Origin of the sequence: Mesorhizobium sp. M0030 (assembly GCF_040323695.1) — a bacterium.
Taxonomy (GTDB): Bacteria; Pseudomonadota; Alphaproteobacteria; order Rhizobiales; family Rhizobiaceae; genus Mesorhizobium.
Genome location: NZ_JAMYVE010000003.1, coordinates 162,451 through 178,734 on the forward strand (window position 1 = coordinate 162,451; position 16,284 = coordinate 178,734).

16 protein-coding genes are annotated in these 16,284 nt (G+C 61.2%); 9 read left to right on the forward strand and 7 right to left on the reverse strand.

Annotation, left to right across the window (positions count from 1 at the left end):
* Positions 1-157: 157 nt before the first annotated feature.
* The 4 genes from NKJ80_RS08275 to NKJ80_RS08290 are packed head-to-tail and all read left to right on the forward strand — an operon-like array spanning position 158 to position 4,894.
* Positions 158-1,735 carry an ABC transporter ATP-binding protein gene (locus tag NKJ80_RS08275; RefSeq protein WP_352497506.1) on the forward strand — a complete coding sequence of 526 codons (1,578 nt, stop codon included), beginning with the start codon at positions 158-160 and terminating at the stop codon, positions 1,733-1,735.
* On the forward strand, positions 1,732-2,856 hold the full coding sequence (locus tag NKJ80_RS08280) for an ABC transporter permease (RefSeq protein WP_352497400.1): 1,125 nt from the start codon (positions 1,732-1,734) through the stop codon (positions 2,854-2,856). Before NKJ80_RS08275 ends, NKJ80_RS08280 begins: the two co-directional genes overlap by 4 nt.
* On the forward strand, positions 2,856-3,776 hold the full coding sequence (locus NKJ80_RS08285) for an ABC transporter permease (RefSeq protein WP_023668962.1): 921 nt from the start codon (positions 2,856-2,858) through the stop codon (positions 3,774-3,776). Before NKJ80_RS08280 ends, NKJ80_RS08285 begins: the two co-directional genes overlap by 1 nt.
* 50 nt (positions 3,777-3,826) lie before the next feature.
* The gene (locus NKJ80_RS08290; protein ID WP_023682527.1) at positions 3,827-4,894 is read left to right on the forward strand and encodes a BMP family ABC transporter substrate-binding protein; all 1,068 of its coding nucleotides are present in this window, start codon (positions 3,827-3,829) and stop codon (positions 4,892-4,894) included.
* 139 nt (positions 4,895-5,033) lie between these two features.
* On the opposite strand, the gene rimO is transcribed toward NKJ80_RS08290, so the two are convergent.
* The 6 genes from rimO to NKJ80_RS08320 form a co-directional block, all read right to left on the reverse strand.
* Positions 5,034-6,347, reverse strand: a complete 1,314-nt coding sequence (gene rimO, locus NKJ80_RS08295; protein ID WP_352497401.1) for a 30S ribosomal protein S12 methylthiotransferase RimO — start codon at positions 6,345-6,347, stop codon at positions 5,034-5,036.
* 121 nt (positions 6,348-6,468) lie between these two features.
* Positions 6,469-7,128 carry a TerC family protein gene (locus NKJ80_RS08300; RefSeq protein WP_023668959.1) on the reverse strand — a complete coding sequence of 220 codons (660 nt, stop codon included), beginning with the start codon at positions 7,126-7,128 and terminating at the stop codon, positions 6,469-6,471.
* A gap of 262 nt (positions 7,129-7,390) precedes the next feature.
* A complete protein-coding gene (locus NKJ80_RS08305; protein ID WP_032904882.1) occupies positions 7,391-7,798 on the reverse strand; it encodes a DUF930 domain-containing protein in 408 nt (135 codons plus the stop codon).
* Between the two features lie 119 nt (positions 7,799-7,917).
* A complete protein-coding gene (locus NKJ80_RS08310) occupies positions 7,918-8,844 on the reverse strand; it encodes a glycosyltransferase family 2 protein (protein WP_352497402.1) in 927 nt (308 codons plus the stop codon).
* Positions 8,845-10,044, reverse strand: a complete 1,200-nt coding sequence (locus tag NKJ80_RS08315) for an FAD-dependent oxidoreductase (protein ID WP_352497403.1) — start codon at positions 10,042-10,044, stop codon at positions 8,845-8,847. It lies immediately after the preceding gene.
* A 64-nt stretch (positions 10,045-10,108) separates the two neighbouring features.
* Positions 10,109-10,498, reverse strand: coding sequence for a sugar 3,4-ketoisomerase (locus NKJ80_RS08320; RefSeq protein WP_352497404.1), 390 nt, complete (start codon positions 10,496-10,498; stop codon positions 10,109-10,111).
* Between the two features lie 431 nt (positions 10,499-10,929).
* On the opposite strand from NKJ80_RS08320, the gene NKJ80_RS08325 reads away from it, so the two are divergent.
* A complete protein-coding gene (locus tag NKJ80_RS08325) occupies positions 10,930-11,661 on the forward strand; it encodes a hypothetical protein (protein ID WP_023730597.1) in 732 nt (243 codons plus the stop codon).
* Between the two features lie 347 nt (positions 11,662-12,008).
* Here the strand turns inward: NKJ80_RS08325 and NKJ80_RS08330 are convergent, their stop codons facing one another.
* Positions 12,009-12,200, reverse strand: a complete 192-nt coding sequence (locus tag NKJ80_RS08330) for a DUF3606 domain-containing protein (protein ID WP_023668952.1) — start codon at positions 12,198-12,200, stop codon at positions 12,009-12,011.
* Positions 12,201-12,386: 186 nt separating this feature from the next.
* Between NKJ80_RS08330 and NKJ80_RS08335 the strand changes: the two genes are divergently transcribed.
* The 4 genes from NKJ80_RS08335 to NKJ80_RS08350 all read left to right on the forward strand — a co-directional run bounded on the left by NKJ80_RS08335 (position 12,387) and on the right by NKJ80_RS08350 (position 16,281).
* Complete coding sequence (locus tag NKJ80_RS08335; protein ID WP_023691300.1) at positions 12,387-12,548, forward strand: hypothetical protein; 162 nt, start codon at positions 12,387-12,389, stop codon at positions 12,546-12,548.
* Between the two features lie 304 nt (positions 12,549-12,852).
* Positions 12,853-14,073 (forward strand): tyrosine-type recombinase/integrase, encoded by a 1,221-nt coding sequence (locus tag NKJ80_RS08340; protein WP_023805183.1) that lies wholly within the window; start codon positions 12,853-12,855, stop codon positions 14,071-14,073.
* Between the two features lie 757 nt (positions 14,074-14,830).
* Positions 14,831-15,178 (forward strand): winged helix domain-containing protein, encoded by a 348-nt coding sequence (locus NKJ80_RS08345; protein ID WP_023805184.1) that lies wholly within the window; start codon positions 14,831-14,833, stop codon positions 15,176-15,178.
* A complete protein-coding gene (locus NKJ80_RS08350; RefSeq protein ID WP_023805185.1) occupies positions 15,175-16,281 on the forward strand; it encodes a bifunctional DNA primase/polymerase in 1,107 nt (368 codons plus the stop codon). The genes NKJ80_RS08345 and NKJ80_RS08350 overlap by 4 nt, the downstream gene beginning before the upstream one ends.
* The last annotated feature ends 3 nt before the right edge of the window (positions 16,282-16,284 follow it).

Sequence of the window (16,284 nt, forward strand, 5' to 3'; positions counted from 1 at the left end):
AACCGGGCGATCGGTCTGTTGTACGAAGCAGGTCGGTCTTTACCCCTTGAGTTTCCGCTGAAATTCTTGAAGCTCTTTCAAGGTGGGTACTGCTTTCGCACGAGAGCGGCCAGCGCATACCATGCTGGCGGGAACACAGAACATGTCCGGGAACCGGATGGGAGGCACTGTGAGTGCAGATCATGATGGAGCGAACCTGCTTGAGGTTCGTGGCCTGACCAAGATATTCGGCACGTTGACGGCGTGCGATCATATCGACCTCAACATCGCCAAGGGCGAGATCCACGCGCTGCTTGGCGAAAACGGCGCCGGCAAGTCGACGCTGGTCAAGATGCTGTTCGGCTCGCTGGAGCCCAATTCCGGCGAGATATTCTGGAACGGGGAAGCGGTGCGGATCACCAGTCCGGGCATGGCGAAGAAGCTCGGCATCGGCATGGTGTTTCAGCACTTTTCGCTGTTCGAGGCGCTGACCGCGGCCGAGAATATCGCTCTGTCTCTGGATGACGGCTCACCGATCAGCTCGATCGCGGCCAAGGCGAGGGCGCTTTCCTTCAGCTATGGCCTGCCGCTCGATCCGGACTCGCTGGTCGGCGATCTCTCGGTCGGCGAACGCCAGCGCATCGAGATCATCCGCTGCCTGTTGCAGACGCCGCAGCTCATCATCCTCGACGAGCCGACCTCGGTGCTGACGCCGCAGGAAGCCGACAAGCTGTTCGAGACGCTAGAGCGCCTGCGCTCCGAGGGCAAATCCATCCTCTACATTTCGCACCGGCTGGAAGAGGTCAAACGCATTTGCGACCGCGCCACCGTGCTGCGTCACGGCAAGGTCGTCGGCCATTGCAATCCGCGCGAGGAAACGGCTTCGTCGCTGGCCCGCATGATGGTCGGCAACGAGGTGAAGGCCGTGGTGCGTGCGCCGGCCGAAGGCATCGAGGCCGCGCAGCCGCTGCTCGAAATTCGCGCCCTCAGCCGCAAGCCGGCAACGCCGTTTTCGATCCCGCTGAAGAATATCAACCTCGCTGTGCGCGCCGGCGAGGTGATCGGCATTGCCGGTGTCGCCGGCAACGGCCAGGGCGAGTTCTTCGAATCCGTCTCCGGCGAGGTGCTGCAGCAGGACGCCGCATCCGTGCGCATCCGCGGCAAGGATGCCGGCTCGCTCTCGATCACAGGCCGGCGGCTGATGGGCGCTGCCTTCGTGCCGGAAGAACGCCTCGGCCATGGCGCGGCGCCACGCATGAAGCTTTCGGAAAATCTGCTTCTGTCGCGGCACGCCACCGACGGCAAGGTTTTTGTCGGCGTCGGCGGCGCAGTCAAAAGCGGTGCGGTCTATGCCGCCGCCCAGCGCATCATCGTGGCGATGGATGTGCGCAAGAGCGCGCCCGATCCGGAAGCCGCGGCCCTGTCGGGCGGCAATCTGCAGAAATTCATCGTCGGCCGCGAACTCGACCGCAGCCCTGCCGTCATGGTCGTCAACCAGCCGACCTGGGGCGTCGACGCCGGCGCCGCCGCTCATATCCGCCAGGCTCTGATCGAACTGGCGCGCAGTGGCTCGGCGGTTCTGGTCATCAGCCAGGACCTCGATGAGCTGTTCGAGATTTCGGATGCGATCGCGGTCATGCACAATGGCGAATTGTCGAAACCGCTGCCGATCGCCGAGGCAACTTTCGAAAAGGTCGGTCTGTTGATGGGCGGCGCCGAGCCCGGCCACGCCGAACATGTTCTGGAGACGGCATGATGCGCCTCGAACTCGTCAAACGCCCGCAGCGCTCTATGCTGTTTTCGGCGCTGTCGCCCTTCATCGCCTTCGCCGTGACGATCATCGCCGGCGCGGTTCTGTTCGCGCTGCTCGGCGTCAACCCGCTGAGCGCATTCGAGATCTATTTCATCGAGCCGATCAGCCAGGTCTGGCAGCTGCATGAGCTGGCGATCAAGGCCGCGCCGTTGATCCTGATCGCGGTCGGCCTGTCGGTCTGCTACAAGGCCAACATCTGGAACATCGGCGCTGAGGGACAGTTCATCCTCGGCGGCATTTTCGGCTCGGCCATTCCGGTGCTGTTTCCCGGGTTCGAAGGCCCGCTGGTGCTGCCGCTGATGCTGTTGTTCGGCATGGTCGGCGGCGCCGCCTACGCTGCAATCCCGGCTCTCTTAAAGACGCGCTTCGGCACCAACGAAATCCTGACCAGCCTGATGCTGGTCTATGTCGCCCAGCTTTTCCTCGACTGGCTGGTGCGCGGTCCCTGGCGCGATCCGCAGGGCCATGGTTTTCCGCAGACGATCCAGTTCAACGACTCGGCGGTCCTGCCGGAACTGATGCCGGATGCCGGCCGCGCCAATTGGGGTTTTGTCTTCGCGCTTGTTGCAGCCGTGCTGATCTGGGTGCTGATGAGCCGCCTGCTCAAGGGTTTTGAGGTCCGCGTGCTCGGCTCCAGCCCGAGGGCAGGGCGGTTCGCCGGCTTCGGCCTCAACCGCATGGTCTTCTTCGCCTTCCTGCTGTCAGGCGCGCTGGCCGGGCTTGCCGGCATTTCGGAAGTCTCCGGCGCCATCGGCCAGCTGCAACCGGTGATCTCGCCCGGCTACGGCTTCACAGCGATCATTGTCGCGTTCCTCGGCCGGCTCAATCCGCTCGGCATCGTCGCCGCCGGCCTGGTGCTGGCGCTGACCTATCTCGGCGGCGAGGCGGTGCAAAGCGCGCTCGGCATCTCCGACAAGGTGGCGCGTGTGTTCCAGGGCATGCTTTTGTTCTTCGTGCTCGGTTGCGACACGCTCATCCATTACCGCATTCGCCTGGTCGGCATGGCGCTGACGAAAAGCGCGGCAAAGCTTGAAGCCGCGCCGAAGTTGAAGGAAGCCCGCTGATGGACATCGCCGTCAACATCCTTTTGACCATCGCCACGGCGGCAACGCCGCTTTTAATAGCGGCAATCGGCGAACTCGTGGTCGAGCGCTCCGGCGTGCTCAACCTCGGCGTCGAAGGCATGATGATCATGGGCGCCGTCGGCGGCTTCGGCGCCGGCTATCTCACGGGATCGCCCTGGATCGGCCTGTTGGCGGCAATCGCCATGGGTGCCGTGTTCTCGCTGCTGTTTGCGGTGATGACGCTGTCGCTCGCCACCAACCAGGTGGCGACCGGCCTGTCGTTGACGCTGCTTGGCCTCGGCCTTTCCGGCATGATGGGGACCAGCTTCGTCGGCCAGCCGGGCGAGCGGCTGCCAAACCTCTACGTTCCGGTGCTCACTGACATTCCCGTCGTCGGCAGGCTGTTGTTCGGCCAGGATCCAATCTTCTACATCTCGATCGCGCTGACGGCGGCCGTCATGTGGTTCCTGTTCAAGACCCGCACCGGCCTCACCCTGCGCTCGATCGGAGACAGCCACACATCGGCACATGCGCTCGGCATCAAAGTCATCCGCTACCGCTATCTCGCGGTCATCTTCGGCGGCGCCTGCGCCGGCCTTGCCGGCGGCCACCTGTCGCTGGTCTACACGCCGCAATGGGTAGAGAACATGAGCGCGGGCCGCGGCTGGATCGCGCTGGCGCTGGTCGTCTTCGCCTCCTGGCGGCCGTGGCGCGTGCTCGCCGGCGCCTACATCTTCGGCGCGGTGTGGATCGGCCAGCTTCATGCACAGGCATTTGGCATTCCGGTGCCTTCGCAGCTGCTTTCTTCTCTGCCCTATCTGGCAACCGTCGTGGTTCTCGTTCTAATCTCGCGCAACAAGCGTCTGACGATGATGAACACGCCGGCTTCCTTGGGGCAGCCATTCGTTCCGGATCGTTGACAACAAAAACAAACGGGAAGCTCCAAGGCTAAACTCAGAGAGGTAACACAATGAAAAAACTGCTTATCGCGTTGATGACCACGACCGCCGCCATGTCACTGGCGGCGTCCGCGCAGGCCGCCGACAAGTTGAAGGCATGCTGGGTCTACACCGGCCCGATCGGCGATTTCGGCTATTCCTACCAGCACGACCAAGGCCGCCTCGAGGTGGAGAAGGCGCTCGGCGACAAGGTCGAAACCGCCTATCTCGAGAACGTCTCGGAAGGTCCCGATGCCGACCGCGCTTTCGAGCGTCTGGCGCGCGAAGGCTGCAAGATCATCTTCGGCACCTCTTTCGGCTTCATGGACCCGGAAGTGAAGGTCGCCAAGAAGTTCCCCAAAGTGATGTTCGAGCACGCCACCGGCTACAAGACCGCTGACAATCTCGGCATCTACAATGCGCGCTTCTACGAGGGCCGCTACGTGCTCGGCCAGATCGCCGCCAAGGAATCGAAGGCAGGGGTCGCCGGCTATATCGTTTCTTTCCCGATCCCCGAAGTGGTGATGGGCATCAACTCCTTCATGCTCGGCGCGCAGTCGGTCAACCCGAACTTCAAGGCCAAGATCGTCTGGGTGAACTCCTGGTTCGATCCGGGCAAGGAAGCCGACGCGGCCAAGGCGCTGTTCGACCAGGGCGCCGACATCATCGTCCAGCACACCGATTCCACTGCGGCACTGCAGGTGGCGGAAGAGCGCAAGCTGCACGGCTTCGGCCAGTCCTCCGACATGATCAAGTTCGCGCCGAACGCGCAGCTGACCTCGCTGACAGACGAATGGGGGCCGTACTACATCAGCCGCGTCCAGGCAGCGCTCGACGGCACCTGGAAGCCGGACAATGTCTGGCTCGGCATCAAGGACGGCGCCGTCAAGCTGGCGCCCTTCACCAACATGCCGGACGATGTGAAGGCGATGGCCGAGGCAACCGCCAAGAAAATCGCAGATGGCTGGAACCCCTTCACCGGACCGGTCGCCAAGCAGGATGGCACGCCGTGGCTCAAGGACGGCGAAGTAGCCGACGACGGCACGCTGCTCGGCATGAACTTCTATGTGAAGGGTGTCGACGACAAGTTGCCGCAGTAAGTATCGGAAACGCAAAAGAGAAGGGGCGCCGCGCGGCGCCCCTTTTCATTTCGCGGGCTGCACGCCTCGACTGCGAAACCGCGCCGAGGGCTGTGCCAAAAATTCGAGGGCGCCGGGGAGACGCCTTTTTGGTGATCTTCTAAACCGCCGAGCCGTAAAGGTCGTAGGCGTCGGCGCGGTCGATCTTGACCGTGACGATGTCGCCTTGGCGCAGCGGACGGCGCGACTGGATATGCACCGAACCGTCGATCTCGGGCGCGTCGTATTTTGTCCGGCCCTTGGCAGACGTGCCATGCGCCTCGTCGATCAGCACCGGCAGGCGCTTGCCGACCTTCTTGGCCAGCTGCGTCGCCGAGATCTTCTGCTGACGCTGCATGAAGCGATGCCAGCGCGCTTCCTTGATCTCCTGCGGCACCTGTTCGAGGCCGAGATCGTTGGAGCGGGCGCCGCGGACCGGCTCGTATTTAAAGCAGCCGGCGCGATCGATCCTGGCCTCGTCCAGCCAGTCGAGCAGCATCTCGAAATCCTCGTCGGTCTCGCCGGGGAAACCGACGATGAAGGTCGAGCGTATCGCCAGATCCGGGCACACCTCGCGCCAGCCGCGAATGCGCTCCAGCGTCTTTTCGCCATGGGCGGGACGGCGCATGTTCTTCAGCACCTGGGGCGAGGCGTGCTGGAAGGGGATGTCCAGATAGGGAAGGATTCTTCCATCCGCCATCAGCGGGATGACATCGGCGACATGCGGGTAGGGGTAGACATAGTGCATGCGCACCCAGATGCCGAGCTTGCCCAGCTCCTCCGACAGGTCGAGGAATTTCGCCCGCACTTCGCGGTCGCCGAACATCGAAGTCTGGTACTTGATGTCGATGCCGTAGGCGCTGGTGTCCTGCGAGATGACCAGCAATTCCTTGACGCCGGCCTTGGCCAGCTTCTCGGCCTCGCGCAGCACATCGGCCGCCGGGCGCGAGACGAGGTCGCCGCGCAGTGCCGGAATGATGCAGAAGGTGCAGCGGTTGTTGCAGCCTTCGGAAATCTTGAGATAGGCGTAGTGCCGCGGCGTCAGCTTGACGCCTTGCGGCGGCAGAAGGTCGATATAGGGATCGTGGCTGGGCGGCGCCGCCTCATGCACCGCGGCCATCACGCTCTCATAGGCCTGCGGGCCGGTGATGGCGAGGACGTTGGGGTGCTTCTCTCGTATGACGTCCGGCTCGGCGCCGAGGCAGCCGGTGACAATCACCCGGCCGTTTTCCGAAAGCGCCGAACCGATGGCGTTGAGCGATTCGTCGCGGGCTGAATCGAGAAAGCCGCAGGTGTTGACGACGACAAGGTCGGCGCCGTCATGCTTGCGTGCGATCTCATAGCCTTCGGCGCGCAGGCGCGTGATGATGCGCTCGGAATCCACAAGCGCCTTCGGGCATCCAAGGCTGACGAAACTGACGCGAGGCGCAGACATGAGAAAACATTCCGGGTTTTTCGGGATCGGCGGCCAGTACCACACTTATTGCGGCATTGGTATGGGCAGCGGCTGCGGCGAACGCGACCATGCTGCTACAGAAGCTGTGGGACCGGCAGCGTCAGCTCACCACAGGACTGACATGCGGCCAGACCTCGACAACGCCGCGATAGACCATATCGATCGCGACGTAGAGAATGATCAGCAAGCCGACATAGGCGATCCAGCGGTGGCGATGCAGCAGCTTGGCAATGAAGCTCGCGGCCAAGCCCATCAAGGCGATCGACAGCACCAGGCCTATGACAAGCACGGGAAAATGATCGCGCGCCGCACCGGCGACCGCCAGCACATTGTCCAGCGACATCGAAACATCGGCGACGACGATCTGCAGGGCCGCCTGGCCGAGCGTCTTGCGCGGCGCCTTGCCACCCACCGTTCTGTCGCTGTTGAGGTCGGAATCGGACAGCGCCTCGGTCGCCTCGAACTCGTCGGCATGCGACGTCCGCAGCTCGCGCCACATCTTCCAGCACACCCACAACAAAAGGATGCCGCCGGCCAGCAGCAGGCCGACAATGGCAAGAAGCTTGACGGTGACGGCGGCAAACAGGATGCGCAGCACCGTCGCTGCCAACACGCCGATCAGGATGGCTTTCTTGCGCTGCTCGACCGGCAGGCCGGCGGCGGCAAGGCCGATGACGATGGCATTGTCGCCGGCAAGCACCAGATCGATGGCGATGACCTGGAGGAGGGCCGTCATGCTTGCAGCGCTGAAAATGTCCATCGACCGGAGCCCCTTGCTGTATCGGCGTGTTCGTCGTCGGATATGCCGACGCCCTAACGTGTATGGTTCCCGCGCGTCAAGAGACTGCCGGCGCAATTCCAGGAAAAGTGCGTAGCGGTTTTCCGTCGGGAATTATGCAAAAACAAAGAGTTAGAGTGGGTCAGCTGCTCCATAAAAAGCTGAACCGCTCTAACGGCCGACGCTGAAAGCCACGGGAATAGGGAAGGTCGTTCTGCCAGAGAGAATTCTGGTCGCAGCGAATTCAGTCGTAGAGATTGTACTTCGCCCAGTCGGCTTCCGGAATCTCGTCGCCGATGCGGTAACGGAACTGCAGGACCTCCATATGGTCCGGCGCCGTCTCGCATTTGAACTTCAGCCGGTACCACTGTCCCTTGCTGCGGAAGGCAGCACCCGGGCTGCGGATGACATCGGCTTTCATTTCCGGCGTCGCGAAGGCGTAGGCGACGACGCGGTCTGCCTTGTACTTGTGGTCGTCATGGCTGATGCGGTCGAGCACTTCGGCGTCGCATCTCTGCTCCAGCCGGGTCTCCGGGTCGAGTTTCAGCAGGCCGGCGCGCAGGGCGGCGTCCATCGCGTGGGCGGGCCAGGCCAGCGTCACCGAGGCCAGCGCCGCAAGGAATAGTTTTTTCATGGGCGGGAGAACGACCATAACTCGCGTGAAAAATCAACCGGAGTGCCATTTTGGGGCAGCCGGATATGCGCGGAAATCGTCGTTGGCCGGGCAGGGTGTCTTGACGCAGCCGCTTTGACACGTCGCCGGCGCCATTCTTAATTGTCCGGGCTGCCATGCACCGATTGCCTGTTTCCCCGTCTTTCCGCTTCTCGCGATCGCGGCAGCCACCGCCACGGCCGCAAGGCGATATAGGCAGCGAGGAAGGTTCTCTGTGCCAGGCCGGCCTCGCTGTGCCAGACCTCCCTTATCCCCGCCGCCCTCAATGCCCTTCGTTGGGTGCTGTTGCGTTCCCAGCGCCGGCTGATGCTGCCCGCCCGATAGTATTTGTGGCAGAGCACTTGCGGCACGCGGACAAAGCCGCCGAGCAGCGACAGATGCAGAAGCCAGGTCCAGTCGGCGCTGAATTCGCCTTGGCTGTTGGGCTTGATCCCGCCGCTACGGTGGAACGCCCAGGCCCTGAATATCCCACGATTGGGAACCCACCATCCATGCGGCTGGCGCGCCATCGCCCGGCCACGCGCAAAACCGTCCTGCAAGCCCTCCAGCAGGTCGAACTTCCACGGGGCACTTTCGCCGCTGACTTCGATCACTTCGACGTCGCTGAACGACAGTACGGCCTCGGGATTGGCATCGAGCGCCCGCACCAGCGCCTCGATATAGTTTGGATCGATGACGTCGTCATGGAAGGCAAAGAACATCAATTCGCCGCTGGCATTGGCCATCAGATCGTTGGAATTCTTCAGCCATCCCAGGTTTTTGTCCCGACGCAGGATGCGGACATCGTCGCGGCCGCCGGCGAAGGCCGAAACGATCTCGAATGTCGCGTCGGTCGAATTGTCCTCGCCGACCAGGATCTCGATATTGTCCCAGGTCTGCGCGGCGAGGCTGTCCAGCGTACGCGAAATGAATGCCGCCGAATTGTAGCATGGCACCAGCGCCGTGACCTTCGGCCGCCAGCCGGATCGAAGCTCGACTTGTTTCTGCGCTACCTGCTTCGCGCCGCCCTGTTCTGTCTCACCCATTCAGTCGATCCCGCAGATTTGCCGCGCCAGCCTGTCGGCAAGCCACGGCGCCGTCGAATATTTACCTGTGTCGACCGAGATGTAGTTGCCCAGGCGGTTGACCCCGAATTGGTCGCGGCGATGGATCGTGGCTTTCGGGTCGCTGAGCGAACCACGCCCTTGCGCAAACACGAAGCCGCCGCGTACCTCAAGCTCCTCGGCATCGTCGAACATGCTGGAAACAACGGGCACCAACCGAGTGAGCGTGGCGCGAACGTCGCCGATGAACCGCTGTCGTGCGTCGGCATCGAGCGCTTGTGGCGTTTCGATCGACAATTCGCCACTCTCCGCAAGCAACCCGCTCGGGTACCAGGAGAGATAGAAGTTGCGCCCGTCATAGTTTTTTATGTCGCCGAAGGGGCCAAGGGCGACGACCGCGCACGGCACATCGACAGGCTGGCTGGTGCGGCCGAACAGGCAAAGCCTGTAGCGGTGCGACCATCCGGGAACCGGCTCGATGCCGGCCGTGCGGTCGACAGCCAGCCGCCCCTCCCAAAGGCAATTGACGACGATGTCGAACGCCTCACTTTTTTCGCCTGCGACCGCCACGCGCCATTTCCCGTCAATTCCGTCCACCGGCTGTGCCGACAGGACTTTGGCCGCCATTCGCAAGCTGGTGTTGGGTTCACTCCGAAGCACGGCGCAAAGCCGGTCGGCAACCCATCGCGTGTTGACGGATCGCTCCGGCACCTGGAAGCCGCCGACGATCTGGTCCGAGTTGGTGACATCGGCCAATTCAGTTTTGGAAAGCCGATTCGATCGCGCCGCCGATACGTCGGCAAGGTAGCTGGTGGCGTCAGCGTGGCTGCGCACCAATACATCTACACGTTCAAAGATCGCCCCCAGCGCCTCGACAGCGACGACCGAGTTGCGATGGACCAGATAAAGGTCTTCCGAAAAGGTCGTGTGCGCTTCCAGATTGCTTCCGATCAGCTCGGAAACAAGCCTGCCGAAACACAGTCCTCCCGAAAGCAGATGCCGGGCGGTCAGCAGCGAGGGATCGTTCCCGTAGAGATAGCCGAGATGAATCTTGCCCTCGTTCCAACGGCTGGCGCAGGCCATCGGCTCGCTCTCCTTGTCGAAGAGGGACACCGCGTAGCCTCTGCGGGCCATCATGAGAGCGAGGCTGGCGCCCATGATGCCGGCGCCGAGAATAGCCATTCTGCCGCGAGGCGCTGTCATGTCCTGGCGCGCATCGCGGCCTCTCCTTTCCTGACGATTGTCATCAGGGATACGAGACGTAGTTTTCAGGGTCGTATTCGGTATCGCAGAAAACCAGCAAAGACGGGTTCTCGCCTTCATAGGTCTGCAGCGCCCACACCGCGGCATCGACCAGCACCGCGCGGTTCGATGCGGTGAGCGTCAGCCGTTCGATCTGTTCCTGGTAGCGAAATTCGATGCCGATCTCGCCCGACAGCTGCATCATCAATTGCCGGCCCGAGCCGTGTGCATGTCCCCCCCGCGACGTGCCGCGCGGCGCGGTGACGACGAACGCCCGCACGGCTTGGAAATTGTAACCGTTGAACTCGATAGCTGTCAGCATTCCCCTGGGATCGCTATGTAACGAAGTGGGGATCTCGGTGACCTTGCCGCCAAAGAACGTTCGATGCTGCATAACGTAAGCCCGCCAGATGCCGGTCGAAATTTTACCTCAGACTAGCGCTTATATCAAAAGACAGGGAATACAACCACTTAGGCGGTGTTTGGGAACACTGCAGCGGATCGATGTCGAGCTCGGCCTCAGGCCGATAGGTGCCGACTACCGAAGGTCGCCGCGCCGTCGCGACTTCTGAGTCGCGGCCGAAACCACGGCTTAAGACCTTGGTCCGAGCGGTCTAGGACCTTTGAGTTCGGAAGGCCGGCCGGTTCCAAGGAGGGTGATCTACTTCAGCAATTTCAAAGAGTTATGCTGGTTGGCGTTTCGCCGGCCGGCCGCTTCGTTCTCGCAATGAAAGCACATCTATATCTAAGTTTACCCTTTGTGTTAGCGATTCCTCATGTTGCCCGCTATAGCGGTTCGTGGCGGTGGCAATCTCGGAGGTAGTTATGACATCCCGAAAGACCCTTTTTGCTGCATTTGCGGTGTTCTCGCTTCTGGTGTCGCCGGCCCTGGCTGCTGCTGGTGGCAACGGCCATGGTAACGGCCATGGCAATGGTAACGGCAATGGCAATGGCAATAGCGGAGGAAACGGTAATGCTGGCGGCAATGGCGGAGGCGGCGGTTCGGTCGGCAAGTCGGCATCCGCCAAGGGCCAGGCCCCTAAGGGCCAGGTCGCCAAGGCCGCTACCCCTTCTGTGTCCAAGGAAAAGAATATCCATGCCAAGCTCGGCCGGTTGAACTCGCTGCAGCGCAACGCCAACGCCTTTATGCACTCCAAGAGCAAGAACTTCGCTGGCGTGCAGGCTTTTGTGACACAGTCGGCAATAGCCAAGAACGCTCAATCGGCGCTCGATGCCGCTAATCAGGCGGTTACCGACGCCAAAGCGGCGCTCGACGCGCTGAATGCGAAAGCGGCTGACCCGAATACCCTGCCCGAAGATGTCCCGACGCAGGCCGACCTCGATGCAGCACAGGCAGCGCTCGATGACGCCACCCAGGATGCGGCCGCTGCTCAGACCGCCGCCACAGCTGCCGCTGCCAACGTCCCATCGATCGATGCAGCCCTTGCCCAAATGGCCAACAAGCCCGTTGACCCTGAGGTGACAGATTGGGCCAATAGCGTACTTGCCGACAAGATCGACCAAGTAGCCGCCAAGCTGGCGCCGGCCGCGCCTTAAGGCCCCATGCGGCGGCAGCGATCCAATCGACGATAAGCCGTCGGGTCCGCCCGGCGGCTGCACCTTTCTCGCCTATCTGCAGCGTTGGTCCCAATGCAGGTCCGAGATTCTGGTCATGGCTATTTTGCGAAATCTCCAGCCGGGCCGCCGTCCTCAAGGCTGAATTCATGCGTGCTTCGCGCATCTTCATCGACCACACGAAACCAATGCTCCTGAAGCGCTCTAGGCGACACCCTTTGGCCCGTGACCTTCTCTACCGCAGATAACGGATCATCGGCGCTCGTGGCCTGAGTTGAGACACACTCCTCTCCATGCCACTCTTCCACCTGGTACTCTGGCATGCCGGCCTACCTACCGCTCCCCAGAGCCTTCGCTTCCCGCTCCAGCGTCTCGCGTCGGTTGCCGTGCTTCGCGATCAATTCCTTGACCTGCTGCGGGGTGATGCCGGCCTTGGTGGCGAAATACTCGACTTCATAATCCTCATCGGCAGAGACGCGGTCCCGATCGCGGAAGTCCGTCTTCGTTTTGTCGTCGGCCATTTGCTTTGCTCCTGGTTGAATGATCAACCGCAACGTGCAGCCGCAGCCTTTTGTTGCAGCGGAGCCCGGATTTCCGAAACGGTCACATGGGAAAACGGCCCTCAGTCGCAGGAGGTGCTGGTGTTGCTGTAACTTTGAACGGAACGGTTCTTCTCCTTGACGGTTGTGACGTGAAGGAGATGCCTCATGTTTGAAAGTGTGATGTGGTTGATCGTCGTTGCTGGTGGGCCACTGTTGCTGGCCCTATTGATGGCATACGTTCTTATGACCCGACGCCACCGTGGTCCTGCAGAACGCATGGAAAGCGACCGCGCGACCAAACGGCTCTATCGCCAGGACGAACGTTGATCCTGAGGCTGGCGCAACGTTTGCGCTCACGCTTGCCCGCTGCCTCGCGGTGGCAGGCTTCTTCGTTTTAGGAAGATAGGAATAACTTAGGAAAGATTTGGCCCTCTTTGAAAATACAGAGGCAATTCAGCACGGTAGCCAAATATCTGGCGGAGGGAGTGTCTTCTAAACCCACGTCCGCTGGTGTTTGCCGGGGTATGAAATAAGCGTTGATTCCCTTGGCTTTTCGGCATTCTTCGTTTGCTGCTATCCGGTGCAATCCGCTAACATCGCGCATCGAAGTTAGGCACGGAGTTGCTGGGAAATGGTTCGCTCGCTCAATCTGCTCGCCGAAACGACCATCCGAAAGAAAGACCTGAAGGCTGGTCGGTATAGCGACGGGGGCGGGCTCTACTTGCGCGTCAAGAAGGAGGGGACCAAGTCCTGGGCCTTCATTCACTTCAAGGGCTCTGGCGCCGACCGCGCATGGAAGGAAGCCGGGCTCGGCTCCTATCCCTCCGTTTCCTTGAAGGATGCCCGGATCGCGGCGACCGACTGTCGCGACCGTCTGCGGCGCGGCCTCGAACCAATCGACCCGGAAGCCAAGGCCGAAGTGCCGACCTTTGCCGAATGCGCTGCAGACTTCATTGCCGAAGTCGGCAAGAGCTGGTCGAATCCCAAGCACAAGGCGCAATGGGAAATGACCCTGGGCGAAGCCTACTGCAAGCCGATCCTGAAAAAGCCGGTCGACAAGGTAACCACCGCCGATGTTCTCGAAATCCTGAAACCCGTCTGGCAAAAGAAACCGGAAACGGCGCAAAGACTGCGCGGCAGGATTGAACGGGTGCTGGACTTCGCCAAGGCCTCGGGTCATCGATCGGGCGAAAACCCTGCATTGTGGCGCGGCCATCTTCAACACCTGCTGGCGAAGGGACAGAAGCTGTCACGCGGGCATCACAGCGCGATGGCTTATGGCGACGTGCCGGCGTTCGCGAAGCGCCTGAGGGCATCTGAAGCCCTGTCTGCGAAGGCGCTGGACTTTCTGATCCTGACGGCCGCGCGCTCGGGCGAAGTCCTCGGCATGAAATGGCCGGAACTGGATCTGGCCGAAAAGCTCTGGACGGTGCCGGCGGCGCGCATGAAGGCGCGCAAGGTGCATCGTGTTCCCTTGACCGATGCCGCCATGACGATCCTGATGCCGCTCTATGAGGCGCGGCTATCCGATGACGGCTATGTTTTCCCGAGTGAGGATCGGCGCGGCAACCTCGGCCCGCTCTCGGTCATGGCGATGACGATGCAGATGCGTCGCATGGAAGTCGGGCAGTACACGCCACATGGTTTCCGGTCGGCTTTCAGGGATTGGGCTGGCGACAACACCAGCTTCCCGCGTGAAGTGGCTGAAGCCGCGCTCGCGCACAAGACAGGCGACGCGGTGGAGAATGCCTATCGGCGTTCCGATGCCTTGGAAAAGCGGCGAAAGTTAATGGCAGCTTGGTCGAACTATCTAGGCGCCACAGGCAAGATCAATCTCCGCATCGTCGCTTAAACCCTGCTGACGGGCACAGAGTCAGCAGCATCCGCTTTCGCCTGTTAACGTACGTCCGGGACTCTTGACCCGCGGAATCACTAAGCACATACTTATCTGGTTTCGAGGGAAAAGGTCTGAGGACCAAGATTCGCGGCTGTGCGGTGCCGTGATAGCTGCGTGGGGCGCAGCGGCTTTCCTCATACTTCATTGCATGCCTGGGAGGGTGGAAAATCGGGGATTTCCCGACGCCGCTTTACCGTGGGTAAAGGTCAGAACCAAAGGGGAACAAATCCTTTGGGGATAACCTGTGGAAAAGTACCCTGTTTTGAGACCTAACTTATTGGAAAAACGGAGATAATTGCCCGGCGCAAAATAATTGTGAACACTCGCTTCAGGGTTCGACAGCGAGTCAACGCAGGGTGTATTATGTCCACTGTAATCCGAGCTAATGCGTCGTGAACCAAGAAGGAGATTAGACGGAATGGAAGTAACGCCACACGCCTTTACCATCCGGCACCTGTGTGCCGCGTACGGTCTCGGCAGATCGTTCGTTTATGAGCAGATCAAGCTTGGTCTGTTGGAGACCCGCCGTGCGGGCACAAGGAAGGTCCTTGTGCGCAAGGTCGATGCTGACAAATGGCTCGATAGTCTTCCAAAAGGAAATCCTCAGCCGGGTTCGGCGAGGGGAGCTTGAGCGGTCTGCAAACCGCTCAAGCCAATCTGCCACCTAAGTTTTCGAAACCCCTCCCCAGGGATCTGAAAAAGGAACCAGACAATGCACGACATAGCAGGCGAACAGCCTCGCGTTAATTCACAAAATGGCCTGACGGCCAAGAAGTCCACAGTCACAGTCTGTATCGAGCCCGATGGGCGCATCATCAAACTCGAAGGCCGCCCCGCTTGGATGCTTCGGGAGCTGGTGAAAGCCGGCAAGCGTGGCGTCACCACGATCGAGCTGCCGGCCGGCGTCAGAATTTCGCATTACGTCATGATGTGTCGGCGAGCCGGCCTAACCATTTCATCGCCTCGCGAAAGCCACGGCGGCGAATTTTCTGGCTCACATTCTCGGTATTGCCTCGAAACCGATGTGACCATCCTTGACGACATGAGCGCCGCTGCATGAGCGCTGCGGCCGATTTTCAGAAACAGCCGGCGGCGCCGGAAGTCGCCGCGTCTCGCTATGTCGAGACAATCGCCCGCCTCGGCAGCGCGGGCTACAAGCTCCTCCCGCTCGGCGACGGGCCGGACGGCAAGAAACCGTTGATTGCGAACTGGTCGGCAGCTCGCGGCTGCTCGGTTAAAACCTCCATTGAGTTGATGCAGAAGCGCGGCTCGCAGATGTACGGCATCCGGCTGGAAGGCCTGGTCGTGGTCGACTGCGATACGGACAACACCGCCACCCGCAACTACGTCGAACAGCACTTCGGCCTCTCGCCATTCATGACCCGCACGACGCGCGGACTGCACTATTGGTTCAAGGCCGGGTTCTATGTGCCGCCGAAGGTCCGCCTGCCGGATATCTCGATCGACTTCAAGACTGGCGCCGGCTCGTTTGTCGTCGGCCCGGATTCAGTGAGGCCGGATAATGGCAAGGTCTATCAGACGGCTGGCTCGCCGCTCGGCTTCGCCGCGCGCTTGCCGATTTTCCAGGCAACGCCGCCGCTTTGGGAGCGGGACTCCAAAAGGGCAGAGGAAGGCACACGTGACCGCCATCTGTATCGGCGCGGTATTGAGCTCGCTCTTGTGGCCGACAGCGAGGCCGAAGTTTTCGAAGAGCTTTGTGCTTACCGGGATCTGGAATGCGAAAACCCGGAGGGAGTTTCGAATGCTGAGGTCCGGGCAAAAGCCAAGTGGGCATGGCGCCACCGCGAGAAGCTCTATCTGTGGGGCGGCCGCAACTCAACCTTCGCCATCAACCGGTCGGCGACCGCTGCCCTGGCGGGCCACAAAAAGGGCGACGATGCAGCGCTGCTCTATATGGTCCTCAGCCAAACCCATGGTCATCGACACGAAATTTTTTTTACTGTCGTGGCGGAGGGTTTGATTGCCAAAGGCCACCTCCCAAACCAGAGCAAAAGCCGGATTTACCGCGATATCCTGACCTTGATCGAGGTCAACCTTTTGGCTTTGGTCCGTCGCGGGCACTTCGATAGCGTCAGCAAGAGGCGACAGCCTCACATCTACAAGCTCTGTCTTCCTCACCATAACGGGGAGGGGGAGGTGTAATGC

What these genes read in the sequence shown, in the direction of transcription:
- NKJ80_RS08315 (WP_352497403.1), bottom strand. Translation starts at nt 10,044, where the DNA reads ATGGCTATTCTCGGCGCCGGCATCATGGGCGCCAGCCTCGCTCTCATG.
- NKJ80_RS08300 (WP_023668959.1), bottom strand. Translation starts at nt 7,128, where the DNA reads ATGGACATTTTCAGCGCTGCAAGCATGACGGCCCTCCTCCAGGTCATC.
- NKJ80_RS08285 (WP_023668962.1), top strand. Translation starts at nt 2,856, where the DNA reads ATGGACATCGCCGTCAACATCCTTTTGACCATCGCCACGGCGGCAACG.
- NKJ80_RS08310 (WP_352497402.1), bottom strand. Translation starts at nt 8,844, where the DNA reads ATGGGTGAGACAGAACAGGGCGGCGCGAAGCAGGTAGCGCAGAAACAA.
- rimO (WP_352497401.1), bottom strand. Translation starts at nt 6,347, where the DNA reads ATGTCTGCGCCTCGCGTCAGTTTCGTCAGCCTTGGATGCCCGAAGGCG.
- NKJ80_RS08340 (WP_023805183.1), top strand. Translation starts at nt 12,853, where the DNA reads ATGGTTCGCTCGCTCAATCTGCTCGCCGAAACGACCATCCGAAAGAAA.
- NKJ80_RS08350 (WP_023805185.1), top strand. Translation starts at nt 15,175, where the DNA reads ATGAGCGCTGCGGCCGATTTTCAGAAACAGCCGGCGGCGCCGGAAGTC.
- NKJ80_RS08335 (WP_023691300.1), top strand. Translation starts at nt 12,387, where the DNA reads ATGTTTGAAAGTGTGATGTGGTTGATCGTCGTTGCTGGTGGGCCACTG.
- NKJ80_RS08280 (WP_352497400.1), top strand. Translation starts at nt 1,732, where the DNA reads ATGATGCGCCTCGAACTCGTCAAACGCCCGCAGCGCTCTATGCTGTTT.
- NKJ80_RS08305 (WP_032904882.1), bottom strand. Translation starts at nt 7,798, where the DNA reads ATGGTCGTTCTCCCGCCCATGAAAAAACTATTCCTTGCGGCGCTGGCC.
- NKJ80_RS08325 (WP_023730597.1), top strand. Translation starts at nt 10,930, where the DNA reads ATGACATCCCGAAAGACCCTTTTTGCTGCATTTGCGGTGTTCTCGCTT.
- NKJ80_RS08275 (WP_352497506.1), top strand. Translation starts at nt 158, where the DNA reads ATGGGAGGCACTGTGAGTGCAGATCATGATGGAGCGAACCTGCTTGAG.
- NKJ80_RS08345 (WP_023805184.1), top strand. Translation starts at nt 14,831, where the DNA reads ATGCACGACATAGCAGGCGAACAGCCTCGCGTTAATTCACAAAATGGC.
- NKJ80_RS08320 (WP_352497404.1), bottom strand. Translation starts at nt 10,498, where the DNA reads ATGCAGCATCGAACGTTCTTTGGCGGCAAGGTCACCGAGATCCCCACT.
- NKJ80_RS08290 (WP_023682527.1), top strand. Translation starts at nt 3,827, where the DNA reads ATGAAAAAACTGCTTATCGCGTTGATGACCACGACCGCCGCCATGTCA.
- NKJ80_RS08330 (WP_023668952.1), bottom strand. Translation starts at nt 12,200, where the DNA reads ATGGCCGACGACAAAACGAAGACGGACTTCCGCGATCGGGACCGCGTC.